The 19,828-nt window shown below is 56.2% G+C and carries 13 protein-coding genes; 7 read left to right on the top strand and 6 right to left on the bottom strand.

Annotated elements, in window-relative coordinates; translation table 11 throughout:
* The first annotated feature begins 269 nt into the window (after positions 1–269).
* From CU103_RS29470 to CU103_RS29460, 3 genes are all read left to right on the top strand, one after another.
* Entirely contained in the window at positions 270–1,859 is a 1,590-nt protein-coding gene (locus tag CU103_RS29470; RefSeq protein ID WP_245449069.1) for an ABC transporter substrate-binding protein, read from the top strand.
* A 14-nt stretch (positions 1,860–1,873) separates the two neighbouring features.
* Entirely contained in the window at positions 1,874–2,830 is a 957-nt protein-coding gene (locus CU103_RS29465) for an ABC transporter permease (RefSeq protein ID WP_106667593.1), read from the top strand.
* Positions 2,831–2,933: 103 nt separating this feature from the next.
* Complete coding sequence (locus CU103_RS29460) at positions 2,934–3,725, top strand: ABC transporter permease (protein WP_245449068.1); 792 nt, start codon at positions 2,934–2,936, stop codon at positions 3,723–3,725.
* A gap of 290 nt (positions 3,726–4,015) precedes the next feature.
* Here the strand turns inward: CU103_RS29460 and CU103_RS32615 are convergent, their stop codons facing one another.
* From CU103_RS32615 to CU103_RS29430, 6 genes are all read right to left on the bottom strand, one after another.
* Positions 4,016–4,165: an ATP-binding protein gene (locus CU103_RS32615; RefSeq protein WP_280954635.1), complete on the bottom strand. Its 150-nt coding sequence runs from the start codon at positions 4,163–4,165 to the stop codon at positions 4,016–4,018.
* A 436-nt stretch (positions 4,166–4,601) separates the two neighbouring features.
* Positions 4,602–5,741, bottom strand: coding sequence for a CaiB/BaiF CoA transferase family protein (locus CU103_RS29450; protein WP_106667591.1), 1,140 nt, complete (start codon positions 5,739–5,741; stop codon positions 4,602–4,604).
* Between the two features lie 56 nt (positions 5,742–5,797).
* Positions 5,798–7,816 (bottom strand): acetate--CoA ligase family protein, encoded by a 2,019-nt coding sequence (locus CU103_RS29445; RefSeq protein ID WP_170117153.1) that lies wholly within the window; start codon positions 7,814–7,816, stop codon positions 5,798–5,800.
* A gap of 312 nt (positions 7,817–8,128) precedes the next feature.
* Positions 8,129–8,971, bottom strand: coding sequence for an enoyl-CoA hydratase/isomerase family protein (locus CU103_RS29440; protein ID WP_106667589.1), 843 nt, complete (start codon positions 8,969–8,971; stop codon positions 8,129–8,131).
* 1,000 nt (positions 8,972–9,971) lie between these two features.
* Entirely contained in the window at positions 9,972–11,687 is a 1,716-nt protein-coding gene (locus CU103_RS29435; protein ID WP_106667588.1) for an ABC transporter ATP-binding protein, read from the bottom strand.
* Positions 11,688–11,949: 262 nt separating this feature from the next.
* Positions 11,950–13,374: a helix-turn-helix domain-containing protein gene (locus CU103_RS29430; protein ID WP_106667587.1), complete on the bottom strand. Its 1,425-nt coding sequence runs from the start codon at positions 13,372–13,374 to the stop codon at positions 11,950–11,952.
* A 117-nt stretch (positions 13,375–13,491) separates the two neighbouring features.
* On the opposite strand from CU103_RS29430, the gene CU103_RS29425 reads away from it, so the two are divergent.
* From CU103_RS29425 to mce, 4 genes are all read left to right on the top strand, one after another.
* The gene (locus tag CU103_RS29425; protein ID WP_106667598.1) at positions 13,492–15,024 is read left to right on the top strand and encodes an acyl-CoA carboxylase subunit beta; all 1,533 of its coding nucleotides are present in this window, start codon (positions 13,492–13,494) and stop codon (positions 15,022–15,024) included.
* Positions 15,025–15,252: 228 nt separating this feature from the next.
* Positions 15,253–17,256: an acetyl-CoA carboxylase biotin carboxylase subunit gene (locus CU103_RS29415; RefSeq protein WP_106667585.1), complete on the top strand. Its 2,004-nt coding sequence runs from the start codon at positions 15,253–15,255 to the stop codon at positions 17,254–17,256.
* On the top strand, positions 17,256–19,394 hold the full coding sequence (gene scpA, locus CU103_RS29410) for a methylmalonyl-CoA mutase (protein ID WP_106667584.1): 2,139 nt from the start codon (positions 17,256–17,258) through the stop codon (positions 19,392–19,394). Before CU103_RS29415 ends, scpA begins: the two co-directional genes overlap by 1 nt.
* Before the next feature lies 1 nt (position 19,395).
* Positions 19,396–19,803 carry a methylmalonyl-CoA epimerase gene (mce, locus tag CU103_RS29405; protein WP_106667597.1) on the top strand — a complete coding sequence of 136 codons (408 nt, stop codon included), beginning with the start codon at positions 19,396–19,398 and terminating at the stop codon, positions 19,801–19,803.
* Positions 19,804–19,828: the final 25 nt, after the last annotated feature.

Here is a 19,828-nt window from a genome sequence, read left to right as displayed (position 1 = left end):
CCGCCGGCCGGTTAAGGTTGGGCCGCACGAGTAGGAGGAATTTCATCGACTGTCCACTCGCCGCCATTTGTCCAAAAAACGCAGATTGACGTCGGGGAATGTTAAATTGGCTATCCAGATTGTGCAACACTTCGAGGTAATCGAGTTTGCAAATCCGCGCCAGGAAACTTGGCTTCCAAGTCCATGGGCCTTGCTGACCTCGCGCCAGATGTCGATGTTGACTGAGTAATTGCCGGCATAATAAACAACTTAAAAGGAGGAGAACTGCAATGAACAAATGGGGTGAATGTTCAAACATGGCTATGAAGGTGAACCGCAGGAGTATCCTCAAATCCGCAGCAGCGGTAGGCGCTCTGGCCATCACTTCATCAGGTGGCATCCTGCCGGCTATCGCCCAGGAAGCAACGCCGAAGAAGGGGGGGCATTTCAAACTTGGAGTCGCTGCCGGTGGCACATCCGACACCCTCGATCCTGCGACTTATAATAACGCGTTCACAGAAGTGTTCGGCAAGAGCCTGCATGGCTATCTCATGGAAATTGATGCGGATGGGAAAGTAACCGGCGAACTCGCTGAATCCTGGGAAGCGTCAAAAGACGCCAAGACCTGGACCTTCAAGTTGCGGCAAGGCGTCGAGTTCCATAATGGCAAAAGCTTGGATGCCGACGATGTTATCGCCTCTATCAATCACCATCGAGGGGATGAATCCAAATCAGCCGCAAAGAGCACCGTTGATGCGATCGATGATATCCGCGCGGACGGTCCCGGAACTGTAGTTATCACACTGAAGAACGGGAATGCAGATTTTCCCTACCTTCTCGAAGACTATCACTTGGCTATGGTGCCCGCGAAGGACGGAAAGGCAGACGTCTCCGGAGTAGGAGCCGGAGGTTATGTTCTGGAGAACGTCGACTACGGCGTCAAAGGAACAGCCAAACGTTTTGCAAATTATTGGAAAACGAATGCGGCCTGGTTTAATTCGATCGAGCTCCTCGTGATTCAAGATGCCACAGCGCGTACAAACGCGCTGACGACAGGCCAGATTCACGCGATGGAACGTTGCGACCTGAAGACGGTGCACTTGCTGGAGAGGAACAAAAATCTGGAGATTGTGTCGATCGGCGGAACCCAACACTACACCATGCCAATGCATTGTGATGTTTCCCCATTCGACAATCTGGATGTCCGACTTGCACTCAAATATGCGATTAATAGGCAACAGCTTCTTGATACCTTGCTACGGGGGTATGGCCAGCTCGGCAACGATCATCCAATCGCATCCACAAATCGCTTCTTCAACAAGAACCTGCCGCAACGGGAATACGATCCCGAAAAGGCTAAGTTCCACCTCAAGAAGGCTGGTCTTGCTGATCTAAAAGTCAGCCTTTCAGCTTCGGATGCCGCCTTTCCAGGTGGGGTCGACGCCGCAGCGATTTACCAGCAGAATGCTGCCAAATCCGGCATCACCATCAATGTTGTCCGCGAGCCGAGCGATGGCTATTGGGACAACGTCTGGCTGAAAAAACCCTTCTGTGAGGCCTTTTGGGCAGGGCGGCCCACAGCCGACTGGATGTTTTCGCAAGCTTATGCCGCTGGTGCCGCTTGGAACGAAGCGCATTGGAAGAATGGTCGTTTCAATGAATTATTGGTCTCTGCCCGGTCAGAACTCGACGACGCTAAACGTCTGGAGATGTATTCAGAGATGCAGACGCTTTGCAGCGATGACGGCGGCTCGATCATACCGGTCTTCGCGAACTACGTCAGTGCCCTGTCGAGGAAGGTCGGTCACAATAAGATAGCTTCCAACTGGGATCTGGATGGATTCCGTTGTACGGAGCGCTGGTGGTTCGCTGAAGCCTGAGATCGAAAGCTACCATGACTTCAATATTAAGGATTATCGGTCAGCGTGTCGCCTTGGGCGCGCTGACCTTGTGGATCGTCTCAATTATCATTTTCGCCGGGATTCAACTCCTTCCGGGAGATATCGCGACCGAGATCCTCGGGCAGTCGGCGACGCCCGAGACTGTCGCAGCATTCCGCAAGAGCCTGGGCCTGGATCTCCCCGTTCACCTCCGGTATCTTAGGTGGCTCGGCGGTATACTCCATGGGAACTTCGGAACGGCACTCGCTAGCGGCCGGGACATCGGGGAGCTTATTGCCCCGCGGCTGTTTAATACGCTCTTCCTTGCGCTCAGTGCTGCAATAATTTCAGTCCCTTTGGCGCTGCTTGGGGGGATCGTGGCGGCAATCAACAGGAACACATTTATTGACCGTGCGATCAATGTGGTCACTCTGTCGTCCATTTCATTTCCAGAGTTCTTCGTGGCTTATATACTCATCTTGATTTTCGCGGTGCATGCAGGAGTACTGCCCAGCCTCTCTGATGTCGACTCAACCACCAGCTTTGTGGATCGGCTAACCGCAATCGCCCTGCCGGCTCTCACACTTGCGGTGGTTGTACTGGCTCATATGATGAGAATGACGAGGACTTCAATCGTCAATCTTTTGGGCAACCAATATATCGAAACAGCGCGCCTAAAGGGTCTGTCTGAGTGGAGGGTGCTCGTTCGACATGCTCTACCCAATGCATGGGGACCCATCGCCACTGTTGTCGTTCTCAATATGGCATATCTCATCACCGGCGTTGTTGTGGTCGAAGTCGTTTTCGTCTACCCCGGCCTTGGGCAGCTTATTGTCGATTCCGTCCAGAAACGGGACATTCCAGTCGTGCAAGCCTGCAGTTTAATCTTCGCTGCTACTTACGTCTTGCTTAATCTTACAGCCGATGTCCTTTCTATCGTAACAAATCCGCGGCTTATGCATCCAAAATGATCTACGATACTTACTATGAACAGCTTGTGAGCGAGGCCATATGACGAATTTGCATACTCCAGGAATAATTCGGTCAGGAGCCAGCAAGTTCGTGTCGGCCCCAATGAGTGCAAAGTTTGGAATTGTGATCATTACGCTTTATGCCTTGACCGCACTTCTGGCGCCGCACCTGGCCCGCTATGGAGAGGCAGAGATCGTCGGCACCCAATTCGAACCATGGAGCGCCGCCTTCTGGCTCGGAACCGATAATCTTGGTCGCGACATGTTTACCCGACTCATATTTGGTGCGCGCAACACCATCGGGATCGCCTTGATAACAACGATCCTCGCATTCTCCATTGGTGCTTCAGCCGGTTTGGCGGCAGCCACCTTCGGAGGGTGGACCGACCAGATTCTGTCCCGCCTCGTCGACGTTTTGATGTCGATACCTCAGCTGATTTTCGCGCTGCTACTGCTCTCCATCTTCGGCACCTCAATTCCTACCCTCGTAATCGTTATTGCTGTCCTCGATTCTACGCGGGTGTTTCGACTCACACGTGCCATAGCAATCAACGCCGAAGTTTCGGACTACGTCGAAGTGGCGAGGCTCCGCGGGGAAGGACCAATCTGGATTATGACACGTGAGATCCTGCCGAACATTGCACCAACACTCATAGCTGAATTCGGCCTTCGGTTTTGCTTCGTGTTCCTACTCATCAGCGGACTATCTTTCCTCGGGCTCGGCATCCAGCCGCCAACCGCAGATTGGGGCTCAATGGTACGTGACACTGCGACGTTGATTGTCTATGGAGATATTACACCCCTGCTTCCCGCTGGCGCAATCGCGTTGTTGGCGGTATCTGTCAATTTGATCGTGGACTGGTTCTTGCACTCCGCCAGCGGGCTGAAGGAATGACGCCGCCAGCTTGTGCCCAATTAATTTCTCGCCGACGAAGCTTTAGCAGCGTATACCCGGTCGGCTGCAGGCCTTTGCCAAATCGCTTCGAAGCTATTATAGGCGAAGATTCCAGAATGAACCTTCTGCAAAGTGCCGTAAGGGATAGAGGTACTCCCCTAGAATCGTCCCCGCTTTGAGACTAACCTGCATTCTGAGAGAGGAGATTGGCGGTCTGCTTCGCGGGGTGCGCATCCAACAATGTCTTGGCCAGGATATTTGCCACGGTTCTGCGTTCCGGCCTTGCAGGCCTATATTTCTGCCGATTGGCGCAGACGGCGCATGGATTCGCCGCTCATTTCAGGCCTGTGCGCGTTGTGAACAAGACGATCCAATATTGCGCCGGCACAGGCGGGTTCGCTGATCTTTTCGTGCCATCTGGCTGCGGGGAATTGGCTGATGACAAGCGTCGACCCGCAGCCGTTTAGTCCCTCAAGGATTTCCAGGAGAGAGCATTGCTGTCGATAGGCTAAAGTCCGTAGTTATCGAGGATGAGAAGTTCTACGGCGCCGAGAATTATCTGGCGCGCTGCGAGGCTGACGATGCCGCGGGCCCAAGTTTTGGAGCAACTTCAATCGCGTCGTCCGATCGTGCACCTCCACGATTGCGTTGCGATAACGACCTCGATGTGCGCACGCTGCCTCGGCCCCGAGCGCCATCTCATCAAACGCATGATCTCCGTCACGGGTCGAAGAGCATGTTGCAGTGGGCCATGTGGCTGTTGCACTCCATCGCGTGTTTTTCGATTTTCCTGACAGGCGAGACAAACATGGTGCCAATACGCTCCAAGTCTAAGCAGCGTCGACCGTGGCCTCGATAACAGGGCGGCACTGACAATCATGTGCCTTTTCTTATTCGCCTGTGCGACCTCCCGTACGTCCCATTCTGTTGAAGTTCGGCGAGGACCTCTTTGGTATGCGCGCCACGCGCCGGCACAGAGACCAGCTCGCCCGACGGAGTGACCGAGAAGCGCGGCGCCGGCGCTGTCTGCAAGACACCGTCGACGGTCTTGTAGATATCACGCGCAATGTTATGGGGATGTGCTGCCGCCTCCTCCGGCGCCAGGACCGGGGAGAAGCAGGTATCCGTGCCTTCTAGCAGCCGGGTCCATTCGGCGCGGCTCTTTGTCTTGAAGAGTGCCGACAGCTCATCTCCAAGCGAAGCCCAAGCGTCAGGATTTCGTTGATCGTTGACGAAACGCTGATCCTGGTCGAGGCCGAGGCGCCGAATGAGTTCGGCGTAAAATTGTGGTTCGACAGCTTGTACGACGATCCATCCGCCGTCGGCGCAAAGATAAGGACGATCCCAGTGCATACCAAGAGCTGCGGGCCTGGCCTTGTCGAAGGAGCCGCCATAGTGATCGGGAAGAAAGGATATCGCGAAATTTAGCATATGCGCCGCGCCATCGAGCATCGCGGCGTCGACTATCTGCCCTTGGCCGTCCTGTCTGGCGCGCAGAATGCCAGCGAGAATTCCGATCGCGAGATAGAGCGCGCCACCAGCGACGTCTCCTAGCAGTCCGGGTGGTGCATCAGGCCGCTGGCCAGGCTGGGTTGCAAGCCATAGAGCACCAGATAGAGCCACATAATTTGCGTCGTGTCCTGCAGCCTGCGACAGAGGGCCATACTGTCCCCACCCCGTCATTCGACCATAGACCAAGGACGGGCGACGCGCGAGGCAAACGTCTGGACCCAGACCAAGGCGTTCCATTACACCTGGTCGCATACCTTCGATCAGTGCGTCGGCCCCGTCAATAAGTTCCAGGAACGTCTCGACAGCTCCTGGCTTCTTGATGTCCAGAATGATCGAACGCTTACCACGACTACATAATTCCCACGGCCGAGGACTGCCGGCGCCTGCGGCTGGACGCTCCACTGCAATCACGTCTGCACCGAGATCGGCAAGCAACATACCGCAAAATGGTCCAGGGCCAAGCCCGACCATCTCAACAATCTTTACCCCTTTGAGAACACCCATTGGTGTATCTCCTCTATTTGAATTGCCCAAGTCGATCTATTCAATGGCTACCGGTTTCAGCCAAGTCGTATGACCGCGTCAACAGCAACTGCGCCTTGTCCTTCTCGGCATACGATGAGTGGATTGATTTCGGCCTCGATGAATCGGTTCTCGTTGGCGATAGCTAACTCAGCGAGCTTTTGAATAGCATTAACAGCCGCGTCCACATCGCCCTTTGGCCGACCGCGCCAGCCGTCGAGCAATGGGAACAGTTTGAGGCTTCGCACGGCCGCGCCAATGGTCTCAGGCGAAACCGGCAAAAGGAGTGTCGCTGTGTCACGTAAGAGCTCAGCGTCTGTGCCGCCCATTCCGACCGTGAGAGCCAAACCCATCGCGTCAATTCGGCGAATTCCCACGAGCAACTCGCCGACACCGTCCTGCACCATTTCTTCTACCAAGAAGTTGCGAATAGAGAGGTCAGGGACGCTTTGTTGCAACTTGTCGGCCATTGCCCGCACCGCCTTCAAAGCCGCCTCTGGCGTGCCGAGGCGCAGTGCAACGGCTCCCAGATCGCTCTTGTGTGCTAGCTCCGCACTAAGCGCTTTGACGACCACCGGAAATGTAAGCTTGTCCAGACCATCCGTTTGATCATGTTTCACGACCACGCTGCGTGGAACTGAAATGCCGGCGCGACCCAATTCGGCTTTGGCGGCAGCCTCGTCGAGCGCTGCCCCTTCGGTAGAGCCGGTCCGATAGTCAGGTAGGGCAATTTCCTCATCGGTACGTAGAGCAAGCTGGTCAGCAAGCTCCGAAAAGCGTACGGCATTTGCCACTGCGCGCATACCGTCTTCCATACCCATCAGCGGGACCAAATTCTCGCCAATCATCCGCTCTCGAACTTTGCCCGGCAAATCTTCAGGTATAGTGTTGATGAATGCTGCGGGTATCCCTCGCCCGCCCGCGGCTTGCGCGAATGCACTGGATGTTATGTCCCAGCCTGTTGGATCAAATCCACCATCGGGTGGATAGCACATAACCATGAGAGCCAAGTCGTAGTCATCCGAAAGGAACGATTTATAAATGTTCAGATTTTGTTCCAGGGGATCATAATGCGCAAAGGAAATGTCAAGCGGATTGGCGGAATGCACCAAGGCCGGCAAATACTTTTCTAATTCCTTAGATGCCGATGGCGACGGGGGCCCCAACTCCAATCCATAAGCCTCCGCCATATCGCCGCCTTGCACCGCATACGTGCCGCCAGTGGACGCCAGTGCCGTTCGCCGGCCCCGAACACGAGGTGCGAACATAAGCATCTTGAGCGTTTCCATTGCTTCCGTGGCCGAGCGCACTTGGACAAATCCAAGTCGCCGAAACAAGGCCGACATGACTACGTCATCGCCCGCAAGTGACGCAGTGTGCGACTGGGCTGCGCGACGGCCTGCAGTAGTGCGCCCCCCCTTGAGGACCACGACAGGAATTCCTTTGCGCGCTGCCTTGAGACCCGCGGCGGCCAAGGCTACCGGATCTGGGATACCCTCGAGGTAGAGATTAATGGCGGATACGCGGGCATCATCCAAGATCGCATTCATGACATCCGCGGCAGAGACCATTGCCTGATTGCCGAGCCCAACCGAATATGACACGGGCAGCGAGCGGTCGGCATAGCCAATATCCAAAAGGTAAGACCCACCGCTGCTGATGAGCGCAACACCGCTGCTTCCTTCATGATTTCCAAAATTGTCCATCATGAAGGCGGAACGATCGAGAAAGTTCACCATACCTGGACAGTTGGGACCTATGACCGGCATGTCGCCCGCTGCTTCGACAAGTGCCTGCTGATAACGTTCCCCACCGTGCATTTCAGAGAAGCCGGCGGTGTGACAAATGACGCCTCCAACCCCGAACCGCGAAAGCTCTCGGATGAGTTCGACAACACTTGTATTTGGAACTGCCACGTACGCCACATCAGGCACTTCCGGCAGGCTGGCGACATTTGGCAGGCAGGCAATGCCAGCGATCTCAGCCCGTCGCGGATTGACAACATGAAGGCGACCTCGGAAACCGATCGCACGACAGTACTCAATTGCAGTGGTCATAAACGGCCCCCCGATGAACACCGCACTTTGAGGTGTCAGCATACGCTTGAGACGTTCGAGTTTGCTCTCAGGGGCGGTATGGCGGCTAAGGTTGGGCTCCATAAAGCTTTGGGTTGTTTGTGTACTGCCTGATCTGCTGGGCATTTAGGTCCTCTATATACTTTTATCGGGACATGGATTTGAGGTTGGCCCGGAAGAGGCCTCGCAGCGTATTCTTGGACCAAACCGGGATTTGATGACCTCCTGCAAAGCATCCCGCGGAGGATCAAGTTTTTGCCCACGATGTCCGGGGCGAATGCCGTCAGCGTGTCTTCAGTCGAGTCCTTCGTATCGTGCCTGAGCATGGTCCAATGCGGCTCGCAGACCTTTTTCAGTCGTCATCTTGGTGAATTCGGCATACTCGGGAACCGGCAGTACACCCAGCGGTGCCATCAACTCAAGATAGTAGTCGGTCGCGCCCTTGAGCCCCTGCATCTCGTAAACGCGGTTGAGATACATCTTGTGCATTCGTTGCATGTCGGGCGGCATTCGTGCCATGAGCGTGGCTTTCCGACGCGTGGCTTCATGAAGATCCTCAGGCGGAACCACTTCGGTGATCAGTCCCATATCCTTGGCTTCATTTGCTGACACATCACGTCCTGTGAGCAGAAGGTCTTTTGCGCTCTTCATGTTCACCAACCAGGGCATGAACATGCAGTGACCGGAGATGCCGTAGCGAACTTCGTTGTAACCAATTTTTGTATCCGACGAGGCAATGGTTATGTCGCAAAAGAGGGCAAGCTCAAATCCCTTCCCGATCGCAAACTTATGAACAGACGCTATGACCGGTTTGCTGATGGTCCACGGCGTGGTGAACTGATCAAACTGACGAAAGTACTTCATGCGATATCCGTATATCGACGAACGATCGTCGGTCGCGTCCTCATAGAGGTCGTGTCCGGCACAGAATCCGCGGCCGGCGCCACGAATGACCACTACATTTATTTTATCATCAAAGTCGGCACGAAGAAGCGCGGCCCGGAGCTCAGCCAGCAGACGCTCATTCATGGAGTTCATACTGTCTGGCCGATTCAGGGTCAGCCAGCAGACGTGTTCGTCATCAACCTCATACAGGAGGTGTTCGTATTCGGTCGTTTCATGGGAAATTATTTCCATCACATTCTCCTTATGCGGTTAAATTCTTAAACAGCTGCCTCTAGGTCGCGCGGACCAGCGCCCGTCTGGGCGGTAGCTACAATCAGCGCAGGTTCCGTTTGCACGCGTTGTAGCGCGAAACGCCTCAAGGTATCTGAGCCGGCAACCCCTGGCCCACAATCTTTACAGCGCAATAACCTCCCAGGTCCCTGACCTTCTCGACATGACAGGCTCAATGCCATCTCTTGGCAATAATGGCGCGCGGAATATCTTTCCTTGATTAAACGGAAAGCGTTTTTTGAAGGAGGCAGCGTCATTGGAACACCTTTTCGTTTGCGCACCGCACGGCCCACGATAATGCTAAAATTGAACCGGTATCAAAAACAAACTATGCGCCGTTCGCCGCTGGCTTAGCATTTTCCGACAAGAGATCGTCATGGCCGCGCCTATACGATGTATTGGGCCTTGCGATGCATTGGCATGTACTGAGCTCGAACGGATGCGCACCCTTCAACTCGGTCGGATTGTGGGAGAAGCCAACTGCACGGGCCAAGATCGATCTTGACAATCATGGGCTTGTTCAAGCAAGTCAATCCGCGTCGCTTGTCCATGAATGATTTGAAATTCTGTATGATTGCGGGAATCTGTTGAAGGCAGCGCGCTGGCGGCGAGACGCAAATCCGGAATCGGTCGTGGGGCGCCATGCTTGATCGGGATTGAAGTATCTGAGCTTGGGTGGGCAGCTTACGCCCCGTTGCACCCTTCCGAACGCAAATGGCCAAGCCAGGCTTTTTGATTTTCAACTGGCACTGCGGCCCAAATACTGGCTGAAACAGGCCATACCGGCCGTTGCCCCTCCGCGATCCATTGGTCGCAACGCGCTGCTGGGACGTGGTCACTAGGCCTCGCAATGAGGCTGTCACAGACAGCCAGCGTTCAACCTCTGTGCATCTTCAGTCACGTCAATCAGGACTAGCAAGCGCCGGCGACCTTTAGCATCGACAACTCAACAGCAAGACGACTAGTTTCCGGCGCTTTCCATGCGCCGAGCGCCGATCGCCTTGTCCAGCCAACCGACCTCCATCTGCGGCACGGAAGAAAGAAGAAGATCAGTGTAAGCGTCGAACGGCGGCGCAAGGACCTTGCTCTTGGGCCCATCGCGGACGACTTGCCCGCGATACATCACCGAGATGGAATCTGCGATGGATTTCACCGTTGCAAGATCGTGGGTAATGAAAAGGTAGGCTACCCCCTCTTCCTTTTGTAATTGCAGCAGGAGTTTCAGGATGGCGTTGGCAACTAAAGGGTCAAGCGCCGAAGTCACCTCGTCGCAGATGATAAGCTTCGGCTTGGCCGCAAGCGCACGGGCGATGCAAACGCGCTGCTTTTGTCCGCCCGACAGCTCAGCCGGATACCGATCTGCATAGCCTGCACCCATTTCGATCTTATCGAGCAGGTCTGCCACGCGCTGGTCGCGCTCCTTCCCGCCAATGCCAAAGTAGAATTCGAGCGGGCGACCAATGATCGTCGCTACTGTGTGGCGCGGGTTCATCGCGACATCCGCCATCTGATAGATCATTTGCAGTTGGCGCAGATCCTCCTTTGATCGATCAACCAGTCGGGGCGGAAGTTCACGCCCATCGAATTGAACGCTGCCTTTGAAAGGTGCCAGTAATCCGGTGATCACCCGCGCAATACTCGATTTGCCCGAACCCGATTCACCAACGACGGCGAGCGTTTGCCCAGAATGAAGCTCCAAGGAAACGTCGCGCAACACCTTGATCGCACCATCACCGTAACCTGCAGTCACGCCTTTTACCGATAGCACCGGCACAGGAGCAGGGTCTTTTTGCACGTGATCAATGTGATGCGCGGAAACGAGTGCTCGCGTGTATTGTTCGCGAGGCGCGTTGACGATCTGCTGCGTGGCGCCCCGTTCTACAAGCTCGCCGTTGCGCAGAACCATTATCTCGTGTGCAACCTGCACCACCACGGCCATGTCGTGGGTTATATAAAGCGCTGAAACCCCAGTGTCGCGGATCGCGTTCCGTATCGCAGCCAGCACGTCGATCTGGGTAGTGACGTCGAGCGCCGTAGTTGGCTCATCAAAGACAATGAGATCAGGCTCCGAGCAAAGCGCCATAGCTACCATAACACGCTCCAACTGACCGCCAGAAACCTGGTGGGGGAATCGTTTGCCGATGTTATCGGGGTCAGGCAGGCTAAGCTTCCTGAACAAAGCAATCGCCCGCTTTTCGGCATCCGCTCGCGTTGCCATGCCGTGCAGGAGCGCCGCTTCTACCACTTGGTCCATCAATCGGTGCGCTGGATTGAACGCGGCGGCCGCCGACTGAGCGACGTAACAGACCTCCCGGCCGCGTAGCTTACGAATTTGATTTGGTGTTCCTTTCAGTATGTCACGGTCATTAATGATGATCTCGCCACCGGTAATTTTGACACCGCCTCGACCGTACCCCATGCTGGCCAGACCTAAGGTCGATTTGCCCGCGCCAGATTCGCCTATCAAGCCCAATACCTCGCCCCGCTTCAATGTGAGCGAAACGTCATTAACGAGAACCACATTCTGTGGGCGCTCGCCGGGTGGGTAGACAGTCGCCTCGATCCGGAGATTGCATATATCGAGCAATTTATCAGGCTTTTCGCGAAACTTACTTCGCGTGTCCGTAAAACGACCGCCGTCACCGTCTTCATCCAATAAGGGAAGTTCATTTGACATTTGCAGGTTCCACTCCGTTGATTGCCCGTCGCCGGTCGTTTTGCATGATTATCGGGCGGCCCAAAGAGTCGAAACCTGACTGAATGCGACATTCCGTTGCTTAATCGCATCTAACTTCCGACCATTTAGTACTGCACGAAGACTAACAAGCCTTGTCCAGTTGAGCACTAAGCACCATCACACGCGACAAAGATGATATCAGCCGACACGTACTGCCGCGAAGTGAAGAGGGTTAGTATCCTTTAGCCAACGCCGAGGCTCCTTATTCGACGAGCGAACGAATTTTGTACGGCAATTGACTACGACTGTGATGTTCAACAATCAATTGGCTCTTGATCGGCGGTACGGCGCGGCTGGCGCAATCGGTTCGCTCACAAATCCGACACGAGATCCCTATCCGATCATATGCCTTGACGTTGGCGAGATCGAGATCGTCCGCATAGACGAATTGATCCGCATAGGAAATTTCACAGCCGAGAGCCAGCCCGTAATGCTGGCGTCCGGAGTGGAAGCCGCGACCACCTTTGCTAATCTGCGTGGCAAGACAGAGGTAGCGAACACCGTCAGGCGTCTGCGCGAGTTGACGAATGATGCGCCCGGGCGCCTCGAATGCCTGATGCACATTCCAGAGCGGGCAGGCGGCACCGAAGCGCGCGAACTGCAACTTGGCCGCACTGTGCCGCTTGGTGATATTACCGGCCCGGTCGATACGCGCAAAAAAGATGGGGATGCCCTTTTGCCCGGGCCTCTGTAAGGTCGACAGTCTGTGGCAGACCTGCTCGAGACTTGCTCCGAAACGCACTGTCAGCAGGTCGAGATCGTGGCGAACCTGCCGCGCCGCCTTCAGGAATTGTCGATAGGGCAAAATGAGTGCACCGGCGAAATAATTGTGTAGTCCGATGCGACAGATCTCATATGCCTCTGTAGTGCGAAATGCAGCGTTGGCGGCTACGCGATCAACAAGCTGTCCCGCTGAAAGTTGGGCGATTTGCAGTGCGATCTGGAAATCGCGCGTCGCCGGAGGAAGATAAGGGTTGAGCGTCAATACACGTTTTTCCTTATCAAAGCTCCGCATAAGATCGTCATCTTGATTGGCCCGGCTTAGCTGCACTCCATGAGTGTTTTCAAGGTACTTGGATAACGAAGTAAAAGCCTCTAGGTCGCCGATACCGATTTCCTGCGCCAGCTCTTCAGCCATCATATCGATGTCGTGGACGTAGTTGTCGACGAAATGAAAATAATCGCGGACCTCCTCATAGGGCGTATTCTCAGCCACGGATGAAGCTCGCCCCAACGTGTCGTCAATGCTCGCAAGCTGCTCTGAATTGTGGCGAAAGGCCTGATGGGCGGCAATCAGCGCATGGGCTATCCCAGGCGCGTTATGCACGACAAGCTTCAGTTCATGCAGGTTGACCGTATAGGCAGCAAACAGCGGGTCACTTAGCGCTTCTGACAGCGCCGAAAGCAACCGATCGCCCTCTCCTCCTGACAGGTCGGAAAGATCAATCCTGAACTTGTCGGCGAGTGAAAGCAGCACGGCGGCAGATACCGGTCGCTGATTGTTTTCGATCTGATTGAGATAGCTTATCGATATGCCAAGACGCTCGGAAAATTGCGCCTGTGTCGTCTGACTTGCAAGGCGCAGATCGCGCACCTTTCGCCCAATATAAAGCTTGCCTACCGCCATTTTGCAACTTTGCAAATCTCAGAATTCAACTTGGAGCAGTACTCATGCGCACATCTATTGATATTTTGCAACGTATTTCGACTGTGTATGGGAGGCGAACAAGAAGGACTGACAACAATGCGGGAAATACTCGATCAACTAGAAATGCGCCGAAATGCTGCCCGCCTTGGCGGCGGCGAAACTCGCATTGCCGCTCAACATTCGAAAGGCAAGCTCGCAGCACGAGAGCGGCTCGACGTGCTGCTCGACGAGGGCTCGTTTGAAGAATACGACATGTACGTCACCCACCGCACGACCGAGTTCGGCATGGCCGAAAACAAGGTGCCAGGCGACGGGGTGGTGACCGGATGGGGTACGATCAACGGTCGACTCGTCTACGTGTTCAGCCAGGATTTCACCGTGCTTGGCGGCTCGCTGTCGGAAACGCATGCGCAGAAGATCTGCAAGATCATGGATATGGCCGTGCGCAACGGCGCCCCTGTGATCGGGCTCAACGATTCTGGGGGCGCGCGTATTCAGGAGGGGGTCGATTCGCTTGCCGGCTACGCGGAAGTGTTTCGCCGCAATGTCGAGGCTTCTGGCGTCGTACCGCAGATCTCCGTGATCATGGGCCCATGCGCCGGCGGTGCCGTCTATTCGCCGGCCATGACGGATTTCATCTTCATGGTGCGCGATAGCTCGTACATGTTCGTCACTGGTCCAGAGGTGGTGAAGACGGTCACTAACGAGATCGTGACCGCCGAGGATCTTGGTGGCGCCAAGACGCACACGTCCAAGTCATCGGTCGCCGATGGCGCCTTCGACAACGACATTGAGGCGCTCACCGGCATCCGTGATCTCTTCGATTTCTTGCCGCTCAACAATCGTGAGCGGCCGCCCGTCAGGCCCTTCTTCGATGACCCGGCGCGACTGGAGGATCGGCTCGACACGCTGATCCCCGATAGCGCCAACAAGCCCTACGATATGCGTGAACTTATCCTCGCCATTGCCGACGAGGGTGATTTTTACGAGATCTCTGAAGCATTCGCGCGCAACATCCTGACTGGTTTTATCCGCATTGAGGGCGAGACCGTCGGCGTCGTCGCCAACCAGCCCATGGTTCTTGCCGGTTGCCTCGACATCGACTCATCGCGCAAAGGCGCCAAATTCGTCCGCTTCTGCGATGCCTTTAACGTTCCCATCCTGACGCTGGTCGACGTTCCCGGTTTCCTGCCCGGCACGGCGCAAGAGTATAACGGTATCATCAAGCATGGAGCCAAGCTGCTCTTCGCCTATAGCCAAGCCACTGTGCCGATGGTGACGCTGATTACCCGCAAGGCCTATGGCGGCGCGTATGATGTTATGGCCTCCAAACATATCGGCGCCGATGTCAATTATGCCTGGCCGACCGCCCAGATCGCGGTGATGGGCGCCAAGGGCGCGACCGAAATCCTCTATCGCGCCGAGCTCAAGGACGCGCAAAAGATCGCCGCGCGAACGAAAGAGTATGAGGACCGCTTCGCCAACCCCTTCGTCGCTGCCGAGCGCGGATTCATCGACGAGGTGATCATGCCGCATTCCTCGCGCAAACGCATCGCCCGCGCCTTCGCCATGCTCCGCTCCAAGAAGCAGGAAAGCCACTGGCGTAAGCACGACACAATGCCGCTGTGAGGGTTCCGATGTGCAGCAACGTCATCCATCGGGGCGATACTTATAAGACGCCCAGGGTCCTCAGCTCGCTTTTCTGTTCCCCAGCAGATCTGGTTTGGCGGGAACGGGAGGACGACTTCGACTGGTGTCGTTGTGTGATCGATGTGCCCCTCAGCCTCAACCGCGCGCGTCCCAAATGGAAGCATCTTGAGGCTTCAGAGACATACATCATTGAAGATTAGGCCAAAAATGATCACCAAAATCCTTATTGCTAACCGAGGCGAGATCGCCTGCCGCGTTATCCGCACCGCCCGGAAAATGGGCATCGCCACCGTCGCCGTCTATTCCGACGCCGACCGCGATGCCATGCATGTGAAGCTGGCGGATGAAGCGGTGCACATCGGGCCTGCACCCTCGGGGCAGTCCTATCTGGTGATCGACCGGATCATTGAGTCGATCCGCCAGACCGGGGCAGACGCCGTGCATCCCGGCTACGGCTTCCTGTCGGAAAACCGGGCCTTCGCCGAGCGGCTCGAACAGGAGGGCGTGATCTTCATCGGCCCGCCGGTCGGCGCGATCGAGGCCATGGGCGACAAGATCACTTCGAAGAAACTGGCGGCGCAAGCCGGCGTCTCAACTGTGCCCGGCTACATGGGCCTGATCGCCGACGGTGACGAGGCGGTCAAGATCTCGGGCGAGATCGGCTATCCCGTCATGATCAAGGCTTCGGCTGGCGGCGGCGGCAAGGGCATGCGCATCGCCTGGAACGATCAGGAAGCGCGTGAGGGCTTCCAATCCTCGAGGAACGAGGCGAAGAACTCCTTTGGCGACGACCGCATCTTCATCGAGAAGTTCGTCGACCAGCCGCGCCATATCGAGATCCAGGTGCTGGGCGACCAGCATGGCAACGTCATCTATTTTGGCGAGCGCGAGTGCTCGATCCAACGCCGCAACCAGAAGGTCGTGGAAGAGGCGCCGTCCTCCTTCCTCGACGGGGCGACGCGGAAGGCCATGGGCGAGCAGGCGGTACAACTGGCCAAGGCAGTTGGCTACCATTCCGCCGGCACGGTCGAGTTCATCGTCGACGGGAACAGAAACTTTTATTTCCTTGAAATGAACACGCGCCTCCAGGTCGAGCATCCAGTCACTGAACTCATCACCGGCATCGACCTGGTCGAGCAGATGATCCGCGTCGCGAACGGCGAGAGGCTGGCGCTCAGCCAAGGCGATGTGAAACTCAATGGCTGGGCCATCGAAAGCCGGCTTTATGCCGAAGACCCCTATCGCGGCTTCCTGCCATCGATTGGGCGACTGACCCGTTACCGCCCACCAGCGGAAGGGCCTCAGGCCGGCGGAGCCGTCATCCGTAACGACACCGGCGTCACCGAAGGCGGCGAGATCTCAATGTACTACGACCCGATGATCGCCAAGCTCTGTACCTGGGCACCCACGCGCGGTGAAGCGATCGCGGCGATGGCGGACGCTCTCGACGACTTCGAGGTCGACGGCATCGGCCACAACCTGCCGTTTTTATCAGCGGTCATGGCGCATCCACGATTTCTGACTGGGAACATAACGACCGCTTTCATAGCCGAAGAATGGCCCCGCGGATTTGATGGGGTTCAACCCAATACCGATCAGTCACGGCTGCTAGCGTCTGTGGCGACGTTCGCCCAGTTCGCCGACGATAGCCGCAAGACCAAAATATCCGGCACGCTCGCCAATCACGCACGCACGCTTGGCAGCGAGTACGTGGTGGTGGCCGGCGGCGACGATTGGCCAATCACCGTGACATTTGAGGCTGGCAATATCGGCATTCGCTTTGAAGATAGTGTTTCACACGTTGTTGTATCGGACTGGACCCCTGGAGCGCCACATGGCCGTTTTACGCTCAACGGCAAGACGTTCGGAATCAAGATAGCCAAGGCCGAGACTGGCTGGCGCTTGCGTTGGAAGGGGCTCGACCAAGTCGTCAAGGTGATGGCTCCACGCACCTTCGAACTTTCACGTTACATGCCGGCGAAGAAGGCGTTCGATACCTCAAAACAGCTACTCTGTCCTATGCCGGGTGTTATCACCCAGATCTTGGTCACTGAGGGCGAGCAGGTCGAAGCGGGACAATCGCTTGCGACAGTTGAGGCAATGAAAATGGAGAACGTCCTCAAGGCCGAGAAAAGATCCGTGGTCAAGCTCGTGAAGGCGAAGATCGGTCACTCGCTTGCGGTCGATGAAGTGATCATGGAGTTCCAGTAATGCCCGACACGACGATGATGGACTGGCGGGCTCTCGCTGAAAGGGAACTCAAGGCCTCTCCTGAAAAGCTCTTCTGGAATACCCCGGAGGGGATTGCGGTGAAGCCGCTCTATACGGCTCACGATCTCGCCAGTGCATCGCATCTGGGCTCCCTGCCCGGCTTCGAGCCCTTTGTGCGCGGCCCTCGCGCTACCATGTATGCCGGGCGTCCCTGGACGATCCGTCAATATGCCGGCTTCTCGACTGCGGAGGCTTCAAACGCCTTCTATCGCAAGGCGCTCGCCGCGGGCCAGCAGGGCGTTTCCGTCGCCTTCGACCTAGCCACCCATCGCGGCTACGACAGTGACCACCCGCGCGTTGTCGGCGATGTGGGTAAAGCGGGGGTCGCGATCGACAGTGTTGAGGACATGAAGGTCCTTTTCGACGGGATTCCACTCGAGAAGGTTTCCGTCTCGATGACGATGAACGGCGCAGTGATCCCAATTCTTGCGAATTTTATCGTCGCGGGCGAGGAACAAGGCGTCACCCGCGACAAGCTTTCGGGCACCATCCAGAACGATATCCTAAAAGAGTTCATGGTGCGGAACACCTATATCTATCCGCCGGAACCATCGATGCGAATCGTCGCCGACATCATCGAATACACGGCCAAGGAGATGCCGAATTTCAACTCCATCTCGATCTCCGGTTATCACATGCAGGAAGCGGGCGCGACACTTGTGCAGGAGCTTGCGTTCACGTTGGCCGACGGTCGCGAATATGTGCGCGCTGCATTGAAGAAGGGTCTCGATGTCGATGAGTTCGCTGGTCGCCTCTCCTTCTTTTTCGCCATCGGCATGAATTTCTTCATGGAAGCAGCGAAGCTCCGCGCCGCCCGGCTGCTCTGGACGCGGATCATGAAGGAGTTTGAACCGAAGAAAGCATCCTCGCTGATGCTCCGGACCCATTGCCAGACGTCCGGCGTTTCGCTTGCCGAACAGGATCCCTATAACAACATCATCCGCACCGCATTCGAGGCAATGTCGGCGGTGCTCGGCGGCACGCAATCGCTGCACACCAATTCGTTTGATGAGGCGATCGCGCTGCCGACCGAGTTTTCCTCCCGCATTGCCCGCAACACGCAGCTCATTCTTCAACACGAGACCGGCGTCACCAAGGTCGTCGATCCATTAGCCGGCTCATACTATGTCGAGAGCCTGACGGCAGAACTTGCGGAAAAAGCGTGGGCGCTGATGGAAGAGGTCGAGGCGCTGGGCGGCATGACGAAAGCCGTCAGCGAGGGCTTGCCGAAGCGGCTTATCGAAGCTGCCGCCACCAAGCGGCAGGCCGCGGTCGATCGCGGCGAGGACGTGATCGTTGGCGTCAACAAGTACCGCCTGCCGGAGGAGGCCGACATCGAAACCCTCGACATCGACAACAAGGCCGTCCGGGAAGCGCAAATCCGGCGGCTTGATAGGACCCGCCTGCTTCGCGACCCGAAGAAATGGGCCGATGCGATCGCGACCCTGAAACAGGTGTCCCGCACTGGCGAAGGCAATCTCCTGGCCGCCGCTGTCGAAGCGGCACGGGCTCGCGCTTCAGTTGGAGAAATTTCGGACGCATTGCGCGACACTTACGGTGATCACGATGCAATCCCAGAAGTTGTAGGCGACATTTACGGCCCCGCAAGCGAAAAGGATCCGCAATATCAGACGCTGAAAGCCCGACTTTCAGAGCGGGTTCGCAAAGCAGGACGTAAACCAAAAATTTTGGTCGCCAAACTCGGTCAGGACGGTCATGACCGGGGCGCGAAAGTGATTGCCTCAGCGTTCGGTGACATTGGCTTCGATGTCTTGGCCGGCCCTCTCTTTCAAACCCCGGACGAGGCGGCAGATCTCGCCATCGAGGAGGAAGTCGACGTTATCGGTGTGTCCTCGCTTGCCGCGGGTCACAAGACTCTGATGCCGGAACTAGTCCGCCAATTGAAGGCAAAGGGAGCCGAGCACATCATAGTCATATGTGGCGGCGTGATTCCGCGAAAAGATTATAATTTTCTTCAAGAACATGGGGTCTCGGCGATATTTGGGCCCGGCACGAATGTCGTCGATGCGGCGCGAGCGGTCTTGGATCTGGCTGAGGGACGGCTACGCAATGAATGACATCTTGACCCGGGTCAATCACATCGCATTGGCGGTGCCGCACCTTGCAACCGCCATCGCCCGCTATCGCGATAGTCTCGGTGCGAAAGTGTCGGCCGCGCAGCCATTGCCCGAACACGGGGTTACTGTCGCCTTTGTTACCGTTGGCGATACCAAAATCGAATTGCTTGAGCCATTGTTAGAGGCATCGCCAATTGCATCCTTTCTCGCCAGGAGCCCGGACGGCGGGATGCACCATATCTGCTACGAGGTCACGGATATTATTGCCGCACGAGATCAACTTACGGCGGCAGGAGCCCGCGTTATTGGCAATGGCACTCCCAGGATCGGCGCCCACGGCAATTCCGTCATGTTTTTGCATCCAAAGGATTTCTTCGGGACGCTGATCGAGTTGGAAGAGGTGAACTGACAACGGCAACTCCAGCCTTTGTATA

This window comes from Phyllobacterium sophorae (assembly GCF_003010965.1).
GTDB classification, from domain to species: Bacteria; Pseudomonadota; Alphaproteobacteria; order Rhizobiales; family Rhizobiaceae; genus Phyllobacterium; species Phyllobacterium sophorae.
The sequence above is the reverse complement of the archived record's forward strand: the minus strand, read 5'-3'. Positions and strand labels throughout refer to the sequence as shown.